Consider the following 22,094-nt stretch of genomic DNA (forward strand, 5'->3'; position numbering starts at 1 on the left):
GACGCGGACCGCGAGATGCGCGGTGAGCGCGAGGAGGCCGAGCCCCGAGCCGTAACCGAGGACGTCCGGCGGTACGGCTGGTGCCCGCCGCCGCTCGGCTGTCCGGTCTCGCTCGGCTGCCCGCCGCCGGTCTCAGTTGCCGCCGGTGCCCAGTTCCCACAGCTGGAGGTCGGAGCTGGCGTTGAGGAGCCGCTCGACTCCGGTGATGCCTGTGCGGGCGGCGACGTACTGCTTGCCCTGCCAGAGCGGCAGTACGGGTACGTCCTCGGCGACGATGTCCTGAAGCTTGCTGAAGGTGCGGGCGGCGGCGGCCCGGTCGGCCTGCCGGCGTGATTCGGGGATGAGCGTCCGGGCCTCGTCGCTCTTGTAGGGCGAGTTGAGGAAGTTGTCCTTCTCCAGGAAGGGGGCGATGAAGTTGTCGGGGTCGGGGAAGTCGGGAACCCAGCCGAGGCCGTAGACGGGGTAGTCACCGCGTTGTCCGGCGGTGCGGTACTGCGACCACGCGGAGCCCTTGATGGTGACGGAGAACAGTCCGGTGGCGTTCAGCTGGTCCCTGATGATCTCGTACTCCTTGACCGGGTAACGGTCGGACGCGTAGTGGAGTGTCATCTTCACCGGTGTGGTGATGTCGGCCTTCTCCAGGATTCGCTGGGCCTTTTTGCGGTCCGGGTCGCCGTACCTGTTGTAGAAGGAGTTCTCGTGCGCGCTGACGTTCGTCGGGATGAGCGAGTACAGAGGCTCGGCGGTGGAGTCGTAGACGTCGCGGGAGATCTGGCCGCGGTCGATGACGGAGGCCATGGCCTGGCGGACGGCTTTGTCCTTCACGGCGGGGGCGTCCGTGTTGAAGGCGAGGTACTGGATCGAGAGTCCGGGCATCTCGGTCAGCTCGATCTCACTCTTGGGGCGGTCGAGCATGCCCTTGATCTGCTTGGAGGACATCTCGCGGGTGGCCAGGTCGATCTCGCCGTTGTCGAGGGCTTCGACCATGGCTTCGGAGTCCTTGAAGACCCGCAGCTCGACCTTGGAGTTCCGCAGCTCGAAATCGCCGCTGTAGTTCTTGTTCCTGCTGAAGACGATCTTGGTGACCGCATCGCCCTTGGTCTCGCTCTTCATGGTGTACGGGCCGGAGCCGTCGACCTCGAAGCCCGCCCGGAGCTTCTTGCCGTCGTACTTCTTCTTGCTGACGATCCCCGCGGCGGGTGTGGACAGCTTGAACGGGAACGTGGCGTCCGGCGTGGCGAGATGGAAGACGATCTCGTCGCCCTTGGTGTCGATGGTGTCGATGTTCGACAGCAGTGCGGCGGCGCCGTTGTCGTCGTTGATGTCCAGCAGCCGCTCGATGGAGAACTTGACGTCCTCGGCCGTGATGCGGCTGCCGTCGGAGAACTTCAGGCCCTCGCGGAGCTTGCAGCGGTAGCTCTGGGAGGCCCGGTCGGTGAATGCGCAGGACTGGGCTGCGTCGGGTACGGGCTGACCGCCGCGCGGGGCGTACAGCAGGGTCTGGACCGTCTGCCGCAGCACGTTCCAGGAGCCGGTGTCGTACGCGAAGGCCGGGTCGAGGGGCGCGGAGCTCTTCCCGTCGGCGCTGATCTGGTCCGTGGTTCCCACGACAATGGCTCCCCCGCCGTCGTCCCCGCTCCCCGAACCGCCGCAGGCGACGAGCACGGGCGCGAGCAGACCGACCACCGCGGGCAGTACCAGAGTCTTACGGTTCATCCTGGACGTTCTCCTCATCCGGCACTGGGTACGGCGTGCAAGGGAGGCTTCGCCGCGACCGCCCGGTCGGGGCGGTCCGATAGGGCCGGAAGGACAGGACGATCGGCCCTGCTTTTCGCGACGGTTGTACGACCGCCGGGGCGCACCGGGTGTGCGGCGAAGACTCGCGAAGAGATTAGTCGGAGCCGTCAGGGGGGTTTCACCGGGCAGGAGTTGGCCCGTATTCGCAGAGTGATCATCTATGTCTGTGCGTAAATGATCACGCCATGGAATGTTTCGTACACCGCTCCATCAATACGGACACAAGGAACGCACGGACGGCTTTGAGGGGCCGCGGAGTGCGCCCGAAGCCACGGCGTCCAGAGCACGGGCGGTGACGAACATCACGCCGAAGCGCTTTGGGAAACTTATCGAAAGAAGCCTGCGAAAAGCCTGGCGCGGTCAGCGCATAAGGCCGCTTGAACGTCCGGATATTCTCTTGCATTGGAGAATCACGGACAGTACACGCATCAGTTCACCGAGGTGATGAGGGAACGGAGGAAACCGAGGTCCACCTGTTCCAGCGAGCCGACGACGACCCGGCCGTCCGCGGGGGCGATCGGGGCCACCGACGGTACGGCGACGACCCGGCAGCCGGCCGCCTCCGCGGAGGCCACACCGGTGGCCGTGTCCTCGATGACGGCGCATCTCATGGGCTCCGCGCCCAGCCCGCGGGCGGCCGTCAGATAGGGGTCCGGGTGCGGCTTCGTACGCGGGACCTCGTCGCCGGCCACGGAGAGCGCGAAGTTCCCCGGACCGAGCGAGCCCAGGACCCGGTCGATGATGCGGCGGTGGGAGGCGGAGACGAGGGCGGTGGGCACCTGGTGGGCGGTGAGTTCGGCGAGCAGGCGTTCGGCGCCCGGCATGAGCGGCACGCCCTGACTGATGCGCTTCTCGAAGGCGTCGTTGAGCAGCACGGTCACCTCGGGCAGGGTGATGTCGGCGCCCGTCACCTCGATGAGATACCCGGCGCTGCGCGTCATGGGGCCGCCGACGACCACGTCCCGCCATGCCTCGTCCAGCTCGTGCCCGAGGTCGGCGAAGACCCGCACCTCCGCATCCCACCAGAAGCCCTCGGTGTCGACGAGGGTGCCGTCCATGTCCAGCAGGACGGCCTGCAGTGCCGAGCCCTCGGCCGTACGGGTGAGAGATGCGGGAATCGTGCTGGTCATCGGCACACCTCCGTGAGGGACGAGAAGGCCGGCCGCCTTTCCCCACGGCTTTCCCACGGGGACAGGCGACCGGCCTGCGCTGGACCGACCAGTGTACGACTCCCCCGGAGGACATGCCGCGTATCGCGGACCGACACGCCGGGTGGACCGATTGTCGGACGGGCCGTTCGTCGGACGGACCGATTGCCGAGCGTGTCGGTTGCCGGGCGCTGATGCGGACGGAGCGATTACCGCGCGTTGAAGTACTTGGCCTCGGGGTGGTGAATGACGATGGCGTCGGTGGACTGCTCCGGATGGAGCTGGAACTCCTCGGAGAGCTGGACCCCGATGCGCTCGGGCTCCAGCAGCCGGGCGATCTTCGCCCGGTCCTCCAGGTCCGGGCACGCTCCGTAGCCGAGCGAGAACCGTGCGCCCCGGTATTTCAGGGCGAACATGCCCTCGACGTCGTCCGGGTCCTCGCCGCCGAAGCCCAGCTCGGCGCGGACGCGGGCGTGCCAGTACTCGGCGAGCGCCTCGGCGAGCTGTACGGAGAGCCCGTGCAGCTCCAGATAGTCGCGGTAGGAGTCCGACGCGAAGAGTTCGGCGGTCGCCTCGCCGATCCGGGAGCCGACGGTGACGACCTGGAGTCCGACGACGTCCCGCTCGCCGGACTCCTCCGGGCGGAAGAAGTCGGCGAGGCAGAGCCTGCGGCCCCTGCGCTGCCGGGGGAAGGAGAAGCGGGTGCGCTCCGAGCCGTCCTCGTTGAGGAGGATCAGATCGTCGCCCTTGGACACGCAGGGGAAGTAGCCGTAGACGACCGCGGCCTCCAGCAGATTGCGGGTGTGGAGCTGGTCCAGCCAGCCGCGCAGCCGCGGCCGTCCCTCGGTCTCCACCAGTTCCTCGTAGGACGGTCCGTCCCCGGCGCGGGCCTGCTTGAGACCCCACTGGCCCTTGAACAGCGCGCCCTCGTCCAGCCAGGAGGCGTACTCCTTCAGCTGGATGCCCTTGATCACCCGAGTGCCCCAGAAAGGCGGGGCGGGGACCGGGTTGTCGACGGCGACGTCGGAGCGTACGGAGCCCTCCTCCGGGCGCTCCTCGACGGGGGCGGCCGTGGAGGCCCGGACACGGCGCTGCTTGAGTTCGGGGAGGGCGGCGCCGGGGACTCCGCGCTTGACCGCGATCAGGGCGTCCATCAGCCGCAGGCCCTCGAAGGCGTCCCGCGCGTACCGGACCTCGCCCTCGTAGATCTCGTGGAGGTCCTGCTCCACATAGGCGCGGGTGAGCGCCGCGCCGCCGAGGATGACGGGGTAGTCGGCCGCCATCTTGCGCTGGTTCAGCTCCTCGAGGTTCTCCTTCATGATCACGGTGGACTTCACCAGGAGCCCCGACATGCCGATGACGTCGGCGCGGTGTTCCTCGGCGGCGTCCAGGATCGCGGAGACCGGCTGTTTGATCCCGAGGTTGACGACGTTGTAGCCGTTGTTGGAGAGGATGATGTCGACGAGGTTCTTTCCGATGTCGTGGACGTCGCCGCGGACGGTGGCGAGGACGATCGTGCCCTTGCCCACCCCTCCCTGGCCGTCGTCCACCTTCTCCATGTGCGGTTCGAGGTAGGCGACGGCGCTCTTCATCACCTCGGCGGACTGGAGGACGAACGGCAGCTGCATCTGCCCGGAGCCGAACAGTTCGCCGACGACCTTCATGCCCTCCAGCAGGGTGTCGTTGACGATGTCGAGGGCGGAACGCTCCGTCAGCGCCTCGCTGAGGTCGGCCTCCAGGCCGTTCTTCTCGCCGTCGACGATGCGCCGCCGCAGCCGCTCCTCCAGCGGCAGGGAGAGGAGTTCCTCGGCCCTGCCCGCCTTGAGGGACTTGGTGTTGACGCCCTCGAAGAGCTCCATCAGGCGCTGGAGCGGGTCGTAGCCCTCGGCGCGGCGGTCGTGGATGAGGTCGAGGGCGGTTTCGACCTGCTCGCCGTCGAAGCGGGCGATCGGCAGGATCTTGCTGGCGTGCACGATCGCGGAGTCGAGTCCGGCCTTGACGCACTCGTCGAGGAAGACGGAGTTGAGGAGGATGCGGGCGGCGGGGTTGAGGCCGAAGGAGATGTTGGAGAGACCGAGGGTGGTCTGCACCTCGGGGTGCCGGCGCTTCAGTTCCCTGATCGCCTCGATGGTGTGGATCCCGTCCTTGCGGGACTCCTCCTGACCGGTGCAGATGGTGAAGGTCAGGGTGTCGATGAGGATGTCCGACTCGTGGATGCCCCAGTTGCCGGTGAGGTCGGCGATGATCCGCTCGGCGACGGCGACCTTGTGCTCGACCGTACGGGCCTGGCCCTCCTCGTCGATGGTGAGCGCGATCAGGGCCGCGCCGTGTTCCTTGGCGAGCGCGGTGACCTTGGCGAAGCGGGACTCGGGGCCGTCGCCGTCCTCGTAGTTGACGGAGTTGATGACGGCCCGGCCGCCGAGCTTCTCCAGTCCGGCGCGGATCACCTCGACCTCGGTGGAGTCCAGCACGATCGGCAGGGTGGAGGCGGTGGCGAACCGGCCCGCCAGCTCCTCCATGTCGGCGACGCCGTCCCGGCCGACGTAGTCGACGCAGAGGTCGAGCATGTGGGCGCCCTCGCGGATCTGGTCGCGGGCCATCTCCACGCAGTCGTCCCAGCGGCCGTCCAGCATGGCCTCCCGGAACTTCTTGGACCCGTTGGCGTTGGTCCGTTCCCCGATCGCCATGTACGCGGTGTCCTGCCGGAACGGGACGGTCTGGTAGAGCGACGCGGCCCCCGGCTCGGGGCGCGGCCGGCGCTCGGCGGGGGTGAGTTCGCGTACGCGCTCCACGACCTGGCGCATGTGCTCCGGTGTCGTACCGCAGCAGCCGCCGACGAGCGAGAGGCCGTACTCGTGGACGAACGTCTCCTGAGCGTCGGCCAATTCGCCCGCCGTCAGGGGGTAGTGGGCGCCGTCCTTGCCGAGGACGGGCAGGCCGGCGTTGGGCATACAGGCCAGCGGGATCCGGGAGTGGCGGGCGAGATAGCGCAGATGCTCGCTCATCTCGGCGGGGCCGGTGGCGCAGTTCAGGCCGATCATGTCGATGCCGAGGGGCTCCAGCGCGGTGAGCGCGGCCCCGATCTCGGAGCCGAGCAGCATGGTTCCGGTGGTCTCGACGGTCACCGAGCAGATCAGCGGGAGGTCCGTCCCGGTGGCTTCCAGGGCGCGGCGGGCGCCGATGACGGCGGCCTTGGTCTGGAGCAGGTCCTGGGTGGTTTCCACGAGCAGCGCGTCCGCGCCGCCCGCGATCATGCCCTCCGCGTTCTGCTGGTAAGCGTCCCGCAGGGTGAGGTACGGGGCGTGGCCGAGGGTCGGCAGCTTGGTGCCGGGGCCCATGGAGCCCAGCACCCAGCGCTGCTGTCCGGTGGCGTCGGTGAACCGGTCGGCGACCTCGCGGGCGATCCGCGCGCCGGACTCGGACAGTTCGTGGACGCGCTCGGGGATGCCGTACTCCCCCAGGGCGGCGTGGTTGGCACCGAAGGTGTTCGTCTCGACGCAGTCGACACCGACCTCGAAATACGCCTCGTGGACGGATCGCACGATGTCGGGGCGGGTGACGTTCAGGATCTCGTTGCAGCCTTCGAGGTCCTGGAAGTCCTCCAGCGTCGGGTCCTGGGCCTGGAGCATGGTGCCCATCGCTCCGTCGGCGACGACGACCCGCGTGGCGAGGGCCTCGCGCAGGGCTTCGATCCGGGTCCGGCTGTAGGCGGACGGTACGGAAGGGTGCGGCGACGAGGCCATGGACGGTCTCCCTGGGATGCGACGGCTGTCGGCTTTGCGGCTTCCGGTAGAAGGCGCACGGAGCCAGAGTAACCGGGCGGGCTGGTGTGGGGCGGGCTGTCCCACGGGCCGGACGCCCGCCGTCGCCCGGCCGGCCCTGGCGGCGGGTGCGGGAAACGGCGCGGGAAGCCCTGCGGCGGCCTTGCGTACGGGGGTGCCGGCCTCCGGGCCGTACGGAGCCCGGTAAGGAGGTGAGTTCCTCTACCGGGGAGCCCGGCGCGGCCCTCCGGCGGGGACGCCGCCGTTCCACGGGGCGGGCGGTCCCCGGCTCCCGGGGTTGTCGAGGGCTCCCGGAGCTGTGGGGTTTCTGTGAAGCCTCGGGCCGCGAGATACTCACTCAGGCCGACTGGGGTCGGCAACGGCGTATGGTGTTCAGCATAGTCGAACGGCAGCGGGGAGGGCCGGACCCGATGGCGAAGAACATCCAGTCGCTGGAGCGTGCGGCGGCGGTGCTGCGGCTGCTCGCGGGCGGAGAGCGCCGACTAAGCCTGTCGGAGATCGCCTCGTCGCTCGGGCTGGCCAAGGGCACCGCCCACGGGATCCTGCGCACCCTGCAGGCCGAGGGGTTCGTCGAGCAGGATCCGGCGTCCGGCCGCTACCAGCTGGGCGCGGAGCTGCTCCGGCTCGGCAACAGCTATCTGGACGTGCACGAGCTGCGCGCCCGCGCGCTCGTCTGGACGGACGATCTGGCGCGTTCGAGCGGCGAGAGCGTCCACCTGGGCGTACTGCACCGGCACGGCGTCCTCATCGTCCACCATGCCTTCCGGCCCGACGACGGCCGCCAGGTGCTGGAGGTGGGGGCGATGCAGCCGCTGCACTCCACGGCGCTGGGCAAGGTGCTCTGCGCGTACGACCCGGTGGGGCGCGAAGCGGCGGTGGACTCCGTCCGCGAGTCGTTCACCCCGCGGACGGTGACGGACGCGGAGGCGTTCGAGTCTGTGCTCGACGGTGCCCGCGCGCGCGGCTGGGCGGCCGATGTGGAGGAGACCTGGGAGGGCGTGGCGGCGGTGGCCGCGCCCATCCACGACCGGCGCCGGATGCCGGTGGGGGCGATCGCCGTCACGGGCGCGGTCGAGCGGGTCTGCGAGGGCGAGGGCCGGGAGCTGCGGCCTCGGCTGATCACGGCGGTACGGGAGTGCGCTCGCGCGGTCTCCCGCGACCTGGGCTCCGGACGGTTCTGACCCGGGCGCCGGGCGCCTGACGCCGGGGCGGCCGGTCAGCCGGCCCCGGTCTTCCGTTGCGGCGTCCGAGCCGGGCGGGCCCGGCACGTGCGCCGGACTGCTCCCCCGCGCGTGCCGGACGGTCCAGCCACGGCCGCGGGCCCACTCCGGAGCGAAAATCGGGCGATTCCGCTAATTCAGTAGCATCATCGGACAATGATCCAATTCTCCGCGACCTAGCCGCACCTAGACCTTGACACCTCAATCGACCCGACGAACTTCCGTTCATCGGTCGGCATTGTCGAACATCCAGCGCAGATACGCGCTAGTAGTGTGGCAGCGCCAAGGACCGGAACGCCCTCAGATGAGGGGCGCGAACCATCGGAGGCACCCGAGGCACCCGAGGTTCGCCGTCCCTGGACCAAGGACAAAGGAGTCGTGGTGTCCAGCTCCGACATCTTCATCGGCGAGACCATCGGAACAGCGGTACTGATCCTGCTCGGCGGCGGCGTCGTCGCCGCCGTCACCCTGAAGAACTCCAAGGCACGTGGCGCCGGCTGGCTCGCCATCACCTTCGGGTGGGGTTTCGCCGTCATGACGGCCGTCTACATGACCAGCTCCCTCTCCGGCGCCCATCTCAATCCCGCGGTCACCCTCGGCATCGCCATCAAGGACGGGACCTGGGCGAAGGTGCCCGTCTACGTCGGCGGCCAGCTGCTCGGCGCGATGATCGGCGCCACGCTCGTCTGGGTGGCGTACTACGGACAGTTCCGCGCCCACCTCACGGACGCCCGGATCCTCGGCGACCCGGCCGACAAGCCCATCGAGGGCCCCCACAACACCGGTGCCGGCCCCGTTCTCGGCATCTTCTCCACCGGGCCAGAGATCCGGGTCGTCTGGCAGAACCTCGCCACCGAGATCCTGGGCACCTCGGTGCTGGTCCTCGCCGTGCTCACCCAGGGCCTCAACGACGAGGGCAAGGGGCTCAGCACACTCGGCGCGCTGATCACCGCTTTCGTCGTCGTCGGCATCGGCCTCTCGCTGGGCGGCCCGACCGGCTACGCCATCAACCCGGCCCGTGATCTGGGCCCCCGCATCGTGCACGCCCTGCTGCCTCTTCCCAACAAGGGCGGCTCCGACTGGAGCTACGCCTGGATTCCCGTGGCGGGACCGCTGACCGGCGGAGCCCTCGCCGCGGGCGTCTACGACCTCGCCTTCACCTGAAGCCCGTCCGGGACCGTCCGGACGCGACCGCACCCGACCGGACCCGACCGGACCCGACCGGACCCGACCGGACCCGACCAAGAGTCCGAGCCGGATACGCCCGTACGACGTACGTCCCCAGATAACGCAGGTACAGCCGGATCCCCCTCGACACTGAATCGACCTTGACCAGGAGCACACCGTGACCGACGCGACCGCCTCCGGGCCGTTCATCGCCGCCATCGACCAGGGCACCACTTCGAGCCGCTGCATCGTCTTCGACCGGGACGGACGGATCGTCTCCGTCGACCAGAAGGAGCACGAGCAGATCTTCCCCAAGCCGGGCTGGGTCGAGCACGACGCCACCGAGATCTGGGCCAACGTCCAGGAGGTCGTGGCCGGCGCCGTCGCCAAAGCGGGCATCACGGCCGCCGATGTGAAGGCGATCGGCATCACCAACCAGCGCGAGACCACGCTCCTGTGGGACAAGGCCACCGGCCGGCCCGTGCACAACGCCATCGTCTGGCAGGACACCCGTACCGACGCCCTGTGCAAGGAACTCGGCCGCAACGTCGGCCAGGACCGATTCCGCCGCGAGACCGGTCTGCCGCTCGCGAGCTACTTCGCCGGCCCCAAGGTCCGCTGGCTGCTCGACCATGTCGAGGGGCTGCGCGAGCGCGCCGAGCGCGGCGAGATCCTCTTCGGCACGATGGACTCCTGGGTCATCTGGAATCTGACCGGCGGAGCCGACGGCGGCGCGCACGTCACCGATGTCACCAACGCCTCGCGCACGATGCTGATGAATCTGCACACCATGGAGTGGGACCCCAAGATCCTCAGCTCGATGCACGTACCGGCCGCCGTGCTGCCCGAGATCCGCTCCTCCGCCGAGGTTTACGGCATCGCCAAGGGCGGCGTACTCGACGGAGTGCCGGTCGCGTCCGCGCTCGGCGACCAGCAGGCGGCCCTCTTCGGCCAGACGTGCTTCGCCGAGGGCGAGGCCAAGTCCACGTACGGCACCGGCACCTTCATGCTGATGAACACCGGCGGCAAGCCCGTCAACTCGTACAACGGGCTGCTCACCACGGTCGGCTACCGCATCGGAGACCAGAAGGCCGTCTACGCTCTGGAAGGCTCGATCGCCGTCACCGGTTCCCTGGTGCAGTGGATGCGCGACCAGATGGGCCTGATCGACTCCGCGGCCGAGATCGAGCCCCTGGCGCTGTCGGTCGAGGACAACGGCGGCGCGTACTTCGTCCCCGCGTTCTCCGGCCTCTTCGCCCCCTACTGGCGCTCCGACGCCCGCGGTGTCATCGCCGGGCTCACCCGCTATGTCACCAAGGCCCACATCGCCCGCGCGGTGCTGGAGGCCACGGCCTGGCAGACCCGTGAGATCACCGACGCGATGACGAAGGACTCCGGCGTCGAGCTGACCTCGCTCAAGGTCGACGGAGGCATGACCTCCAACAATCTCCTGATGCAGACCCTCTCGGACTTCCTCGACGCACCGGTGGTGCGCCCGATGGTCACCGAGACCACCTGCCTCGGCGCGGCCTACGCCGCCGGTCTGGCCGTCGGATTCTGGCCGGACACCGACGCGCTGCGCGCCAACTGGCGCCGGGCCGCGGAATGGACCCCGCGCATGGACGCCAGCCGGCGTGAGCGCGAGTACAAGAGCTGGCTCAAGGCCGTCGAGCGGACCATGGGCTGGCTCGACGAGGAGGACTGAGGCGGGCAGGCTTCCGACGGTACCGGCCAACGGGCCGGTGTCGGCAGGCGTTCCGACGCGACCAGGGGTACCAGGGTGAGCGCCAGCAGCCCTCCGCCGAGCGCCGGCAGGTCGTAGTCGCCCGCGGCGACGACCAGGCCCGAGGACATGCCCCCGGTGGCGGCGCCGGTCGCCGGTCCGACGTCCACCAGCCCCTGGGACGAGGCGCGGGTGGGGGCGGGAAGCACGTCGGCATCGGCCCCGTCGCCGGCAGGCCCGGCCTCGCCATCGGCGCCGACGGCCGCGCCGGCGGTGAACAGTGCGCCGGGGACGCCGGCCGGCCCTGTCGAGCCGAGCACCTCCTCGGCGAGGAGCGCGCCGATGGTGATGCCGGCCGCCAGGGCCGCGCCGCCGAGAATCCGGGTGACCACCAGAACGCCGAGGACGCGTCGCCGCGCGGGATGCTCCCGCTCCCGGTCGTCGGCCCGGGCCCCGGCCGGGGCCCGGTTCTCGGCGTCGGCCTCCGTCTGGGCCTCCACCCTCGCCGGTTCTCCGGTACGCGGCCTCGTGATCCTCGCTCCTCGTGGTCCCCGCGGGCGGCGGTGCCGGCGCCCTGTCGCTGCTTGACTACGCCGCTTCCATCGGCTGAAGCGCCGCGATGTCCGACAGCGACAGGTTCATGCGCTCATGGAGGAACCGCACGATGGTCCAGTGCGGCAGAGCGCCCTCGTCGAACGGGCCGAACTCCCGGCAGTACAGCGGAACCCAGCGCAGGGCCTCTTCGATCGACCGCTCCCGCCCCGGCTGCCGCTGGTACTCCTCGTAGCCGATGCTGCGGTGGTCGATAAAGACCTTTCCGGGGAGCCGTTCCTCGCACAGGGTCCGGTATTCGCGGGTCTGGAGGATGAGAAAGTGCCAGATCTCATCGATGTGCTGTTCCACCGGCAGAAAGAGTCCGCCGAGTTCGTTGCGGTAGCGCGAGACGAGATAAAGGTATCGCAGGCATTCGATCACCTGTCGCTCGATGTCCTCGGATGTGCCGCCCGTGTATTTCACGAAATAATCAACGGCTTCTTTGTGCAGAACGTCACCGAGGAGATCCCTGAGTTCGGTGGCCGATATCTGCCCTTGTGTCGCCATCCTTCTCCAGACTCGATATTCAGCATTCAGCGTTCATGACTCGCTGTTCAGCACACCTGACCGAGCGTTGAGTTTTTCAGTACCCGACCTCGGCCGTGGCGCTCACACAGCCGGTCTTGTCGGCGGCGAGGGCCGAGTTGGCGGAGTTCCATGCCTGCCAGTTGTCATCCTCGGCCATCTCCTTGATGGCTAAGAGCCCTTCATGCCTCTGTCAATGGATCCAGGAATGAGAGAACCCTCATGCACATTCCGTCTCCGGTTCTGATTCTTGAGGCAGTTGACCGGTTCTCGCTGTGGCCCGCATGTACAGGTCCGGTACGGATGCGGGGCCCGGTCCCGCTTCTCGCCACTCGCGAACCGTGAATTCACCGGAGCGGCAATGGTGTTCTCGCCGTTCGGGAACCTGTCGCGCGGCGGCGGAGCCGGGCTCTTTGATGACACCTCCGCGGCGAGCCGTGACGGCCGACGCCGGTCAGCACGCCGAGCGGGCGCCGGAGCCGCCCTTGAGGACGACCGCGCCGGTGACGGCCACGGGAAAGACCCGGAGAATCCAGCCGTCGCCACGGCCCGCGGCGACGGAACCGTCATGGCCGCTGCAAAGCACGCCCGCAAAGACGGCGCAAGGCCGCCCGCGAGCTGCGGGAGGGCCGCGGCGGGACTCCGGTGGCGAGATCGATTCAGCGTCCGGGCCCGAAGGCCCGAGGCCCGGGATTCTCGGGTGGATCGCACGGCGGGCCGCGGGCGCGGCCCCTGCGCACAGCTCTGGGATGAACCCGCGCGCCACCCTGGGATGCATGGCATCGGACCTCCGGGGCACCCGACGGACAGCGCCGTCCGACGGGCCCGTTTTCCAGGGCCGCTGGGCGGCTGCTGGGCGGCTGCTGGGCGGAGGATCCCCCTCCGGTCTCGGATGAATCCTGCGACGGATGGGCCGGTTGCCGGGCACACGCGTCGGCTCGCCGAAGTTCACCCGCCCGTGCACGAGGGCTGCGGCGGTGTGGCTCGTAAGCCGTAAGGTTGGGGCGTACGAACAGGGAACTTCGGAAGGAGGCACTGGGTGATCGAGCTCGAGGGGGTACCCGAGCTGATCGACCCGGTCATGGTGGCCGCGTTCGAGGGCTGGAACGACGCAGGCGACGCCGCTTCCACCGCGGTCGCGCATCTGGAGCGGGAGTGGAAGGGCGAGGTGTTCGCGGCGCTGGACGCCGAGGACTACTACGACTTCCAGGTCAACCGGCCCACGGTGTTCCTGGACGGCGGAGTACGGAAGATCACCTGGCCCACGACCCGGCTCTCCGTGGTCCGCGTCGGCGGCGAGAAGCCGCGCGACCTGGTTCTGGTGCGCGGCATCGAGCCGTCCATGCGGTGGCGATCGTTCTGCAACGAGATCCTGGGCTTCGCCCATGAGCTGGGGGTGGAGATGGTGGTGATCCTCGGCGCGCTGCTCGGGGACACCCCGCACACCAGGCCGGTGCCGGTCAGCGGGGTCACATCGGACTCCGACCTGGCCAGGACCATGGATCTGGAGGAGACGCGGTACGAGGGGCCGACCGGGATCGTCGGCATTCTCCAGGAGGCGTGCACGCACGCGGGAGTGCCCGCGGTGAGCCTGTGGGCCGCGGTGCCGCACTATGTGTCGCAGCCGCCGAACCCGAAGGCGACGCTGGCTCTGCTCAACCGGCTGGAGGATCTGATCGGGCTGCGGATCCCGCTGGGCGAACTGCCCGAGGACGCGCGGGCGTGGCAGCTCGGCGTGGACCAACTGGCCGCCGAGGACAGCGAGGTGGCGGAGTACGTCCAGACGCTGGAGGAGGCTCGGGACACCGCGGAGCTTCCCGAGGCGTCCGGCGAGGCCATCGCCCGTGAGTTCGAGCGGTATCTGCGACGGCGGGACGGCGGTCCCGGCAGCGTTCCCGGCGGGCCGGGAGGCGGGCCGGGAGTGGCGACCGACGGCACAGACGCGGCCGTCGGCGGAACGGGAGGTCCCGGAGGCTCCTATCTCCGGGATCCCTCGGGCGGGCTGAACCGGCCGTCCAAGCCTTCGCGTTCGGAACCGACGGCCGGAGCCGAGGGCGAGACCGGCAGCGATCGCGGGTCCCAGCCCGACACCGGTACCGAAACCGGAACCGGCACCGGCAAGAGCGCCCGCGCCGATTCACCGGCCGAGGCGGACACGGACGGGCGTGACGACGAGGGAGGCTCCCCGGCCTCGGGGAGCTGAGCCCCGCCCCGCGGCTCCGGCGGGCGGGCCGCCGTGCCGCGCGGGGCCGGCTCCGCGTCCGGACGGACGTCATGACCGGTGTACACGCCGGTGGAGCACCGGACGGCGGGGCGGGGGCACAGCCGGCAGAAGGCGGGCGTGCCGGGGTGGTGCCGACGAGGACACCGCCCCGGCACGCCCGCCGCGGAGTTCAGTCGTCGATCCGGTCCACCGCGACCGCGTCGTACGCCGTGTCGGGGGTCGGCTCGACATCGAAACGGGCGTTCGGCAGACAGATCCTGTCGCCCCGGGCAGCCGCCGCCGTCGCAGGGATCCGGAAACGCTCCGGATCGGTGATGCGGACGATCTCGGTCCCGCTGGTTCCGCTGCTGTCCAGCCTCAGCACATGGACCGCACTCGGCTGCCGCGGAACATCACCATGAGCCCGAAAGCGGTGGGCGCCGGACGGCTGACGGACCGTCCGGCGGTCGGACCGCTCCCTGCGCGACCCCAGGGGGCCTACAGGGCGACGCCCAGCAGGGCGTCGACCGCCCGTGAGACCAGACCGGGCGCGCCCTCGTCCGTGCCGCCCGCCGACTCCTGGGACGCGACCCAGCGGTCGACCGCGGCGAGCGCGGCGGGGGCGTCGAGATCGTCCGCGAGTGCGTCGCGGATCTCCTCCACCAGCGCGTCGGCCGACGGGCCGTCGGGGCGGGACACCGCGGCCCGCCAGCGGCCGAGCCGGTCCACCGCGTCCCGCAGGACCTGATCCGTCCACTCCCAGTCGGCACGGTAGTGGTGCGACAGCAGCGCCAGCCGGATCGCCGCCGGGTCGACGCCGTCCCGCCGCAGCCGGGAGACGAAGACCAGGTTGCCCTTGGACTTCGACATCTTCTCGCCGTCGAGGGCGACCATTCCGGCGTGGACGTACGCGCGGGCGAACGGATGCTCGCCCGTGAGCACCTGGGCGTGCGACGCGCCCATCTCGTGGTGCGGGAAGACGAGATCCGAGCCGCCGCCCTGGACGTCGAAGCCCATGCCGAGGTGGTCCAGTGCGATGGCCACGCACTCGATGTGCCAGCCGGGCCGGCCGCGGCCGAGGCTGCCGCCGTCCCAGCTCGGCTCACCGTCGCGGGCGGCCAGCCACAGGATCGGGTCGAGAGGGTTCTTCTTGCCGGGGCGGTCCGGATCGCCGCCGCGCTCGGCGGAGAGCAGCCGCATCGCCTGGGCGTCGAGGTGCGAGACCTCGCCGAAGCGCGGGTCGCTCTCCACGGAGAAGTACACATCGCCGTCGATCTCGTACGCGGCCCCCGCGTCGCGGAGCCGCTCGACGAGCGGGACGATGCCGGGTATGGCTTCGACGGCACCGATGTAGTGCCGCGGGGGGAGCATCCGCAGGGCGGTCATGTCCTCGCGGAACAGCGCGGTCTCGCGTTCCGCGAGCCGCGTCCAGTCCTGGCCGTCCCGGACGGCGCGTTCCAGGAGTGGATCGTCGACGTCGGTGACGTTCTGTACGTAGTGAACCTGCCGCTTCGTGTCGAGCCACACGCGCTGAACGAGGTCGAACGCGTTGTAAGTCGCCGCGTGACCCATGTGGGTCGCGTCGTACGGTGTGATGCCGCAGACGTAGATACGGGCGACGGGACCGGGGGCGAGGGTGATGGTCCCTCCGGTCGCGGTGTCGTGAATCCGGAGGTCGCGGCCCTTGCCGGGCAGGGCGGGGACTTCGGAAGCGGGCCAGGCATGCATGCCCATGAGCCTAACCGGCGGCCGGGTGCGTACGCGCCCTCGGGGTGCCGTGACCGGCCGGGTACTCCGTCCCGAACCCCCGGGCCCCACAAGGCGGCGGGGCCTATTCGCCCGGCCGGGCCCGTCCGGTCCCGGCGCTGTGTCCGCCGACGTTCACCGGTCCGCGACGCCGGGCTCCTTCGGCGCGACGCCCGTCCCCCTCGGCCCGGCGGCCCGGGGAAGCGGCTCCACTCCTCGGCCCCGGAGCGCGGGAAGCACCTCCGCGCCGCGTCCCGGGACCGCGCCGGCACGGACGCGTACGAGCCACACGGCCCCTCCGCCCCTGCGACGCACCGCCCCGAGTCGCACGGCCCCCGAGCCCGCGGGCCCACCGGCGGACTCCCGGCCACAGCCGCGGCCGGACGGGCAGCGATCAGGAGAGCGGTCACGGCAGGGCGGGCCCGTCCCCGCCCGCCCCGGCCCTCACATCGGCGGCCAGGGGATCGCGGGCCACTCCCCCGACGGCGTCGGGTGCGAACCGGTGGCCAGGAGGGCCTTCACCCTGGAGCGGGCCGCGTCCACCTCCGCCGGGGTGAGCAGTTCCGCCAGTCGGGTTGCCAGCGCCTCTCCAGGGGACAGCGCGGCGGAGAGCGCCTCCAGAGCCGAGAGCGACTCGGGCGGGAGCGGGGTGCCGGCCCAGCCCCACAGCAGGGTGCGCAGTCTGGCGTCGACGTTGAAGGTGACGCCGTGGTCGATCGCGTACAGCGAACCGTCGGGTGAGGGCAGCAGGTGCCCTCCCTTGCGGTCGCCGTTGTTGATCACCGCGTCGAGCACGGCGAGACGCCGCAGGCGGGCGTCGTCCGCGTGGACCAGCAGGGCGGTGCGCCCTTCGCCGACGTCGGCGAAGCCGACCGCCTTCCAGCCGTCGCCCGGCTCCTCGTCCTCGACCAGGGCCAGCAGGGACGCCGAGGGATCCGCATCGATCCAGAGCTGGACCATGCCCTGGCCGTACGGTCCGTCCCGGAGAACCGTCGGCGGCACCAGACCCCAGCCGAGCGCCTCGGAGACCTCGTACGCGGCGACCTCGCGCTGGGCGAGCGTGCCGTCGGGGAAGTCCCACAGCGGGCGTTCCCCGGCGACGGGCTTGTAGACGCAGGACGCCTGCTCGCCCTCGTACGAGACGGAACAGAGCAGCACCGCGTTGGACGCCTCGCGGACCTGGCCGCGGACGGTCAGCTCGCCCTTGGCGAGCAGGTCGACGGCGGTCAGGCTCCCCGGCGGTATCCGTTCTGGCGCGGGCATACATGTCCTTCCGGATCGAGCGGGAGGCTGCAGAGCGGACACGGCGGACGGCCCGCGTTCACGACGTCCAGCGCACGCTTCGCAAAGGCCCGCGCCTGCGCTCCGGTCAGCCTGACGCGCAGCATCGGCGGACCGTTCTCCTCGTCCTGGAGGAGCCGTTCCTCGGCCTCCGCGAGATCCTCCTCGGAGTCCGCGTCCAGTTCGACGAGCGCCTGCGCCTCGACGATCATGCGCTGCTCCTCGCCGTCCCACGCCAGCGCCATCGTGCCGACGCGGAACTCCTCCTCCACGGGCGCGTCGAGCGGCGCGGTGTCCGCGACGTCCGTCGGGGCGACCGCGGGCACCGGGGCGTTGCCCCCGGTCCGGCGTACGACCTCGTCGAGCAGTTCGTCGATCCGCTCGGCGAGCGCGGCGACCTGGGTCTTCTCCAGGGCCACGCTGGTGACGCGCCCTCCGGCTGACGCCTGGAGGAAGAACGTACGGCGTCCAGGCAGCCCGACCGTACCGGCCACGAACCGGTCCGGCGGGTCATAGAGGAACACCTGACGGGACACGCTCTGTCTCCCTCGCAATTCGGAACAACGGGAACATCAGTTACATCGGAGAAGCTACGCGCACGGCGGAACACGGGGAACAGCGGGACCGTCTGACACCCGGTGGGGCGATACCGGCCGCTGTCGGTGGATACCTGCGGGCATCCAGGCTTTCGGCCCGTCCACCCTACTGCCGAAGGAGATCATGGGGCGCCCGCGCCACCTCCGACGACCGCGTTCTCCTCGCCGCCCTGCTCGTCGTGTCCGCGCGGCGCCAGGGAACCGAACTCCCCGGTGTCGCCGAGGCGCAGAAGGAAGGGCCTGGTGCGGGTGTAGCGGATCGCGGTGATGGAACACGGCTCCACGTGGATCCGCTGGAAGAGATCGAGATGGAGACCGAGCGCGTCGGCGACGAGGGACTTGATGATGTCTCCGTGCGAGCACATCGCGTAGACCGCGTCCTCGCCGTGCTCGGCGTCGACGCGCGCGTTCCACTCGCGTACGGCGTCCACGGCGCGGGTCTGCATGGCCCGCATCGATTCGCCGCCGGGGAAGGCCGCCGCCGAGGCATGGTGCTGGACGACGTCCATCAGCGGCTCGCCGTTGAGTTCCTTGAGCTTGCGGCCCGACCAGTCGCCGTAGTCGCACTCGCCGATCCGGTCGTCGGTCCTGAGCTCGAGGTCCGGCCTGGCGTCGAGGAGCGGCTGAAGCGTCTCCCTGCAGCGCTCCAGCGGGCTGCTCACGAGGAGGGCGAGCGGTACGGCGGAGAGACGTTCCGGCAGGGCGGCCGCCTGCGCGGCGCCGCGCTCGTCGAGGTGGACTCCGGGGGTCCAGCCGGCGAGCACCCCTTCGGTGTTCGCGGTGGATCTTCCATGACGTACGAGGATCAGCGTGGCCATGCCCGCCAGCCTAGGTCGTGTCGTCGGCGACCGGCCCGCCCGCTGTGCTCGGGTACGCATGCGTACGTGTCTCCACCCCAGCGTGCGCCGGGAGCGTGAAGGCGGAAGAATGCGCGCTGTGATCGTGGATTGCGCCATCTACCGGAAGGGCCGTCGCACCGAGGGCCCCGGCGATCTCTCCGAGGCGCTCGACCAGGCGCGCGCCGTCGGTGACGCCTTCCTGTGGATCGGGATGTACGAGCCCACGGAGGAGGAGTTCGACCTGGTCAGGCAGGAGTTCGGGCTCCATCCGCTGGCGGTGGAGGATGCGCTCCGGGCCCACCAGCGGCCCAAGCTCGAGGTGTACGACGACTCGCTCTTCGTGGTCCTCAAGCCGGTTGTGTACGAGCACGAGAGCGACACGGTCACCGCTGGCGAGCTGATGCTCTTCATCGGCGATTCCTTCGTGGTCACGGTCCGCCATGGCGAGGGTTCGCCGCTCGCGGCCGTACGGAAGCGGCTGGAGGCGGAGCCCGATGTGCTGATGCACGGTCCGACGGCGGTGCTGTACGCGGTCAGCGACGCCGTCGTGGACCACTACATGGAGGTCGCCGGGGAACTCCAGGTGGATCTGGAGGAGATGGAGACCGAGGTCTTCTCCCCCGTCGACGGCGGGCCCGGCCGGGCCACGGCCGCCCGGATCTACGGCTTCAAACGGCAGGTACTGGAGTTCCGGCGCGCCGCCGGGCCGCTGGCCGCGCCCATGTCCCGGCTGGCGAGCGCGGGAGTGCCCTTCGTCCACGAGCGCTCACGGCCGTTCTTCCGGGACGTCGACGACCATCTGATCCGTGCCAATGAGCAGGTGGAGGGGTTGGACCGGCTGCTGTCGGACATCCTGGCGGCCCATCTCGCGCAGCAGAGCGTCCGGCAGAACGACGATATGCGCAAGATCTCGGCCTGGGCGGCGATGGCCGCCGTGCCCACGATGGTCGCGGGGATCTACGGAATGAACTTCGACCATATGCCGGAGTTGCGGCAGGTATGGGCGTATCCGGCCGTCCTGGTGCTGATGGCGGGCGCCGTCTACGGTCTGCACCGGCAGTTCAAGCGCCGCGGCTGGCTGTAGGGCCCGGCCGCGGCGCCTGAAGGCTCAGAACGCGGGGGCGGCGGTGGCGGGGCCGTCGAGAGCGCCGCGGCGCTCCGGCATCGTGAGGCTGATCATGCGGTGCCAGCCGCCGAGCCTCTCGTACGCGTACACCCCGTGAATGCCCGCGGCGAGCACGGCGGACTTGGCCTTGGGCCAGTGAAGCAGGCGGCCCATGTGCGCCATCACGGCGAGGCTCACGTCCCGGTAGACCTTGATCTCGGCGAGAGCGCTCTCCCGCAGGACGCGCCGGATGGTGCCCGCGTGCCCGGACGCGGCGAGGCGCAGGAGTTCCTCGTGGCAGTACGCGAGATGGTTGTCCTCGTCGTTGCTGATCATCTTGATGGCCTTGCCGACCTCGGGATGGCCCCCGAAGTACCTGAGGAGCATGACCATCTGGTCGGCGGCGCGCTGCTCGGTGACTCTGCTGTGGGTGAGGTAGACGACGATGTCCTCCTCGGTAAGGGGCTCGTCGCGGCGGAGTTTGTCGTGGGTGAGGCCGATGCCCTGCTGTTCCAGGAGGGCGGTGTAGTCCGTTTCGGGCGGTACGGGGACGGGTTCGAGGCCGCGCTTTTTGAGCAGTGCGTTGAAGATCCTGCCGTGCTTGTCCTCGTCGGCGCCGTGCCGGGTGATCCTCGGGGCGAGGTCGCGCATGCTCTCGGGCACGAGTGCGGCGATGCGGGCGTTCTCCCAGCCGCCCTGTGCCTCTCCGCTGGCCGCGATGGAGCAGAAGAGCCGGTAGGAGTCGTCGTCGTCGATGATTTCCTGGAACAGACTTCGGGCCGAGAGCATGACCGCCACCTCCTGAAGACATCCGCAAAGAAAGAGTCAAATGCGGTACGGGGGCGGTGGCAACAGCTGAGTCGGACAACTCGGCCGAACGGCCGACACCGTCGCCCTGCACGGGACGGAGCGGGTCCGGCGCGGAAAGCGGGAGGAATCGGACGGTGGGCCCACAACCGCGGGGGAGGCAGGCGTACGGGAGTAACCGCCGCGGGTCCTCGCGCGTTGTACGCGTGACGGCCGTGGCGGGGAGACCCCCGAGCCCCCACCACGGCCGCAGAGACCCTCCGCTTCCGCGAGACGCTCCCCGAGGCCGCGGGCTCAGGCCAGTCCGGAGCGCTCCAGCGCCTCGACGCCCGCACGGAGCGCCGTGACCCGCTCGGCGAGGGTGAATCCGGCGGGGGCGAGGGTCAGGGTGGTGACACCGGCCGCCGCGTACGCCTGCATCCTCTCGGCGATCCGCTCCACGGGCCCCAGGAGCGTGGTGGAGTCGATCAGCTCGTACGGCACGGCCGAGGCCGCCCCCTCCTTGTCGCCGGAGAGGTACCGGTCCTGGATCACCGCGGCTTCCTCCTCGTACCCCATCCGCTGGGCGAGCTTGTTGTAGAAGTTCTGACTGCGGCTGCCCATGCCGCCGACGTACAGAGCGGTGTACGGCCGGAAGACGTCGGCCAGCGCGTTGACGTCGTCGCCCACCGCGAGCGGCACGGTCGGACAGACGTCGAAGCCCTCCATCGTGAGTCCGGCCTTCTCCCGCCCCGCCCGCAGATGACGGATCGCGGTGTCCTCCAGATGGTCGGCGGAGGGGAAGATCAGCAGTGCGCCGTCCGCGATCTCTCCGGTCTGCTCCAGGTTCCGGGGGCCGATCGCGGCGATGTAGAGCGGGATGCGCTCGCGCTCGGGGTGGACGGTGAGCTTGATCGGCTTGCCCGGTCCGCCCGGCAGCGGCAGGGTCCAGTGCTCGCCCTCGTAGGAAAGGCGCTCACGGGACATGGCCTTGCGGACGATCTCCACGTACTCGCGGGTGCGGGAGAGCGGCTTGTCGAAGGTGACGCCGTACCAGCCCTCGGAGACCTGCGGGCCCGAGACGCCCAGCCCGAGGCGGAAGCGGCCGCGGGAGAGGGAGTCCAGGGTGGCGGCGGTCATCGCCGTCATGGCGGGCTGGCGGGCCGGGATCTGCATGATCGCGGAACCGACGTCGATGCGTTCGGTCTGCGCGGCGACCCAGCTCAGGATCGTGGGGGCGTCCGAGCCGTACGCCTCCGCGGCCCAGCAGACGTCGTAGCCGAGCTTGTCGGCCTCCTTGGCGACGGCGACGTTGTCGCCGTCCATCCCCATGCCCCAGTAGCCGAGGTTGATGCCGAGCCGCATAACCGCTCCTCTTACTGATCAGTAACGTCTCTGTTTCCGGGACTCTAGCGCGGGCGGGGGCGTTACGTCAGGGGGACTCCGTTGCACCGACCCGGCCGGGCTGGGCGGGGAACGGGTAGCGGTCGGCCGGGAAAACCAGGGAACCCGGGAAAACCGGAGAACCCGGGAAAACTGGGGAAACCGGGGAAACCAGGGAACGGGACCGGGCGCGGGGCGC

The 22,094-nt window shown here is 70.2% G+C and carries 16 protein-coding genes; 5 read left to right on the forward strand and 11 right to left on the reverse strand.

Annotated features, from left to right (window positions below; translation table 11 throughout):
• Positions 1 to 132 precede the first annotated feature (132 nt).
• The 3 genes from ACWEFL_RS22965 to metH form a co-directional block, all read right to left on the reverse strand.
• Positions 133 to 1,716 (reverse strand): ABC transporter substrate-binding protein, encoded by a 1,584-nt coding sequence (locus ACWEFL_RS22965; RefSeq protein WP_451715659.1) that lies wholly within the window; start codon positions 1,714 to 1,716, stop codon positions 133 to 135.
• 509 nt (positions 1,717 to 2,225) lie between these two features.
• Positions 2,226 to 2,927 carry an HAD family hydrolase gene (locus ACWEFL_RS22970; RefSeq protein WP_451715661.1) on the reverse strand — a complete coding sequence of 234 codons (702 nt, stop codon included), beginning with the start codon at positions 2,925 to 2,927 and terminating at the stop codon, positions 2,226 to 2,228.
• Positions 2,928 to 3,154: 227 nt separating this feature from the next.
• Complete coding sequence (gene metH / locus ACWEFL_RS22975; RefSeq protein WP_451715663.1) at positions 3,155 to 6,688, reverse strand: methionine synthase; 3,534 nt, start codon at positions 6,686 to 6,688, stop codon at positions 3,155 to 3,157.
• 449 nt (positions 6,689 to 7,137) lie between these two features.
• Here metH and ACWEFL_RS22980 point away from each other — a divergent pair, with 449 nt between their 5' ends.
• From ACWEFL_RS22980 to glpK, 3 genes are all read left to right on the forward strand, one after another.
• The gene (locus tag ACWEFL_RS22980; protein WP_451715962.1) at positions 7,138 to 7,908 is read left to right on the forward strand and encodes an IclR family transcriptional regulator; all 771 of its coding nucleotides are present in this window, start codon (positions 7,138 to 7,140) and stop codon (positions 7,906 to 7,908) included.
• Between the two features lie 420 nt (positions 7,909 to 8,328).
• Positions 8,329 to 9,111, forward strand: a complete 783-nt coding sequence (locus tag ACWEFL_RS22985; RefSeq protein ID WP_451715666.1) for an MIP/aquaporin family protein — start codon at positions 8,329 to 8,331, stop codon at positions 9,109 to 9,111.
• Positions 9,112 to 9,292: 181 nt separating this feature from the next.
• Positions 9,293 to 10,819: a glycerol kinase GlpK gene (glpK, locus tag ACWEFL_RS22990; RefSeq protein ID WP_451715669.1), complete on the forward strand. Its 1,527-nt coding sequence runs from the start codon at positions 9,293 to 9,295 to the stop codon at positions 10,817 to 10,819.
• 606 nt (positions 10,820 to 11,425) lie between these two features.
• Here the strand turns inward: glpK and ACWEFL_RS22995 are convergent.
• The gene (locus ACWEFL_RS22995; RefSeq protein ID WP_451715672.1) at positions 11,426 to 11,938 is read right to left on the reverse strand and encodes a hypothetical protein; all 513 of its coding nucleotides are present in this window, start codon (positions 11,936 to 11,938) and stop codon (positions 11,426 to 11,428) included.
• A 1,057-nt stretch (positions 11,939 to 12,995) separates the two neighbouring features.
• Here ACWEFL_RS22995 and ACWEFL_RS23000 point away from each other — a divergent pair.
• On the forward strand, positions 12,996 to 14,159 hold the full coding sequence (locus ACWEFL_RS23000) for a PAC2 family protein (RefSeq protein WP_451715674.1): 1,164 nt from the start codon (positions 12,996 to 12,998) through the stop codon (positions 14,157 to 14,159).
• Positions 14,160 to 14,349: 190 nt separating this feature from the next.
• On the opposite strand, the gene ACWEFL_RS23005 is transcribed toward ACWEFL_RS23000, so the two are convergent.
• The 5 genes from ACWEFL_RS23005 to ACWEFL_RS23025 all read right to left on the reverse strand — a co-directional run bounded on the left by ACWEFL_RS23005 (position 14,350) and on the right by ACWEFL_RS23025 (position 18,600).
• Positions 14,350 to 14,544, reverse strand: coding sequence for a hypothetical protein (locus ACWEFL_RS23005; RefSeq protein WP_451715676.1), 195 nt, complete (start codon positions 14,542 to 14,544; stop codon positions 14,350 to 14,352).
• Positions 14,545 to 14,657: 113 nt separating this feature from the next.
• On the reverse strand, positions 14,658 to 15,887 hold the full coding sequence (gene mshC / locus ACWEFL_RS23010) for a cysteine--1-D-myo-inosityl 2-amino-2-deoxy-alpha-D-glucopyranoside ligase (protein WP_451715677.1): 1,230 nt from the start codon (positions 15,885 to 15,887) through the stop codon (positions 14,658 to 14,660).
• 462 nt (positions 15,888 to 16,349) lie between these two features.
• Entirely contained in the window at positions 16,350 to 17,168 is an 819-nt protein-coding gene (locus ACWEFL_RS23015; protein ID WP_451715680.1) for an SCO1664 family protein, read from the reverse strand.
• Positions 17,132 to 17,722, reverse strand: a complete 591-nt coding sequence (locus tag ACWEFL_RS23020) for a DUF3090 domain-containing protein (protein ID WP_451715681.1) — start codon at positions 17,720 to 17,722, stop codon at positions 17,132 to 17,134. The genes ACWEFL_RS23015 and ACWEFL_RS23020 overlap by 37 nt, the downstream gene beginning before the upstream one ends.
• Positions 17,723 to 17,904: 182 nt before the next feature.
• On the reverse strand, positions 17,905 to 18,600 hold the full coding sequence (locus tag ACWEFL_RS23025) for a histidine phosphatase family protein (protein ID WP_451715683.1): 696 nt from the start codon (positions 18,598 to 18,600) through the stop codon (positions 17,905 to 17,907).
• A gap of 109 nt (positions 18,601 to 18,709) precedes the next feature.
• On the opposite strand from ACWEFL_RS23025, the gene corA reads away from it, so the two are divergent.
• The gene (gene corA / locus ACWEFL_RS23030) at positions 18,710 to 19,705 is read left to right on the forward strand and encodes a magnesium/cobalt transporter CorA (RefSeq protein ID WP_451715686.1); all 996 of its coding nucleotides are present in this window, start codon (positions 18,710 to 18,712) and stop codon (positions 19,703 to 19,705) included.
• A gap of 24 nt (positions 19,706 to 19,729) precedes the next feature.
• Here the strand turns inward: corA and ACWEFL_RS23035 are convergent, their stop codons facing one another.
• Together ACWEFL_RS23035 and ACWEFL_RS23040 are read right to left on the reverse strand one after the other, a co-directional pair.
• Positions 19,730 to 20,515: a ferritin-like domain-containing protein gene (locus tag ACWEFL_RS23035; protein WP_451715688.1), complete on the reverse strand. Its 786-nt coding sequence runs from the start codon at positions 20,513 to 20,515 to the stop codon at positions 19,730 to 19,732.
• Positions 20,516 to 20,827: 312 nt separating this feature from the next.
• Positions 20,828 to 21,877 (reverse strand): LLM class F420-dependent oxidoreductase, encoded by a 1,050-nt coding sequence (locus ACWEFL_RS23040; RefSeq protein WP_451715690.1) that lies wholly within the window; start codon positions 21,875 to 21,877, stop codon positions 20,828 to 20,830.
• Between the last annotated feature and the right edge of the window lie 217 nt (positions 21,878 to 22,094).

It is taken from the genome of Streptomyces sp. NPDC004838 (assembly GCF_053600955.1).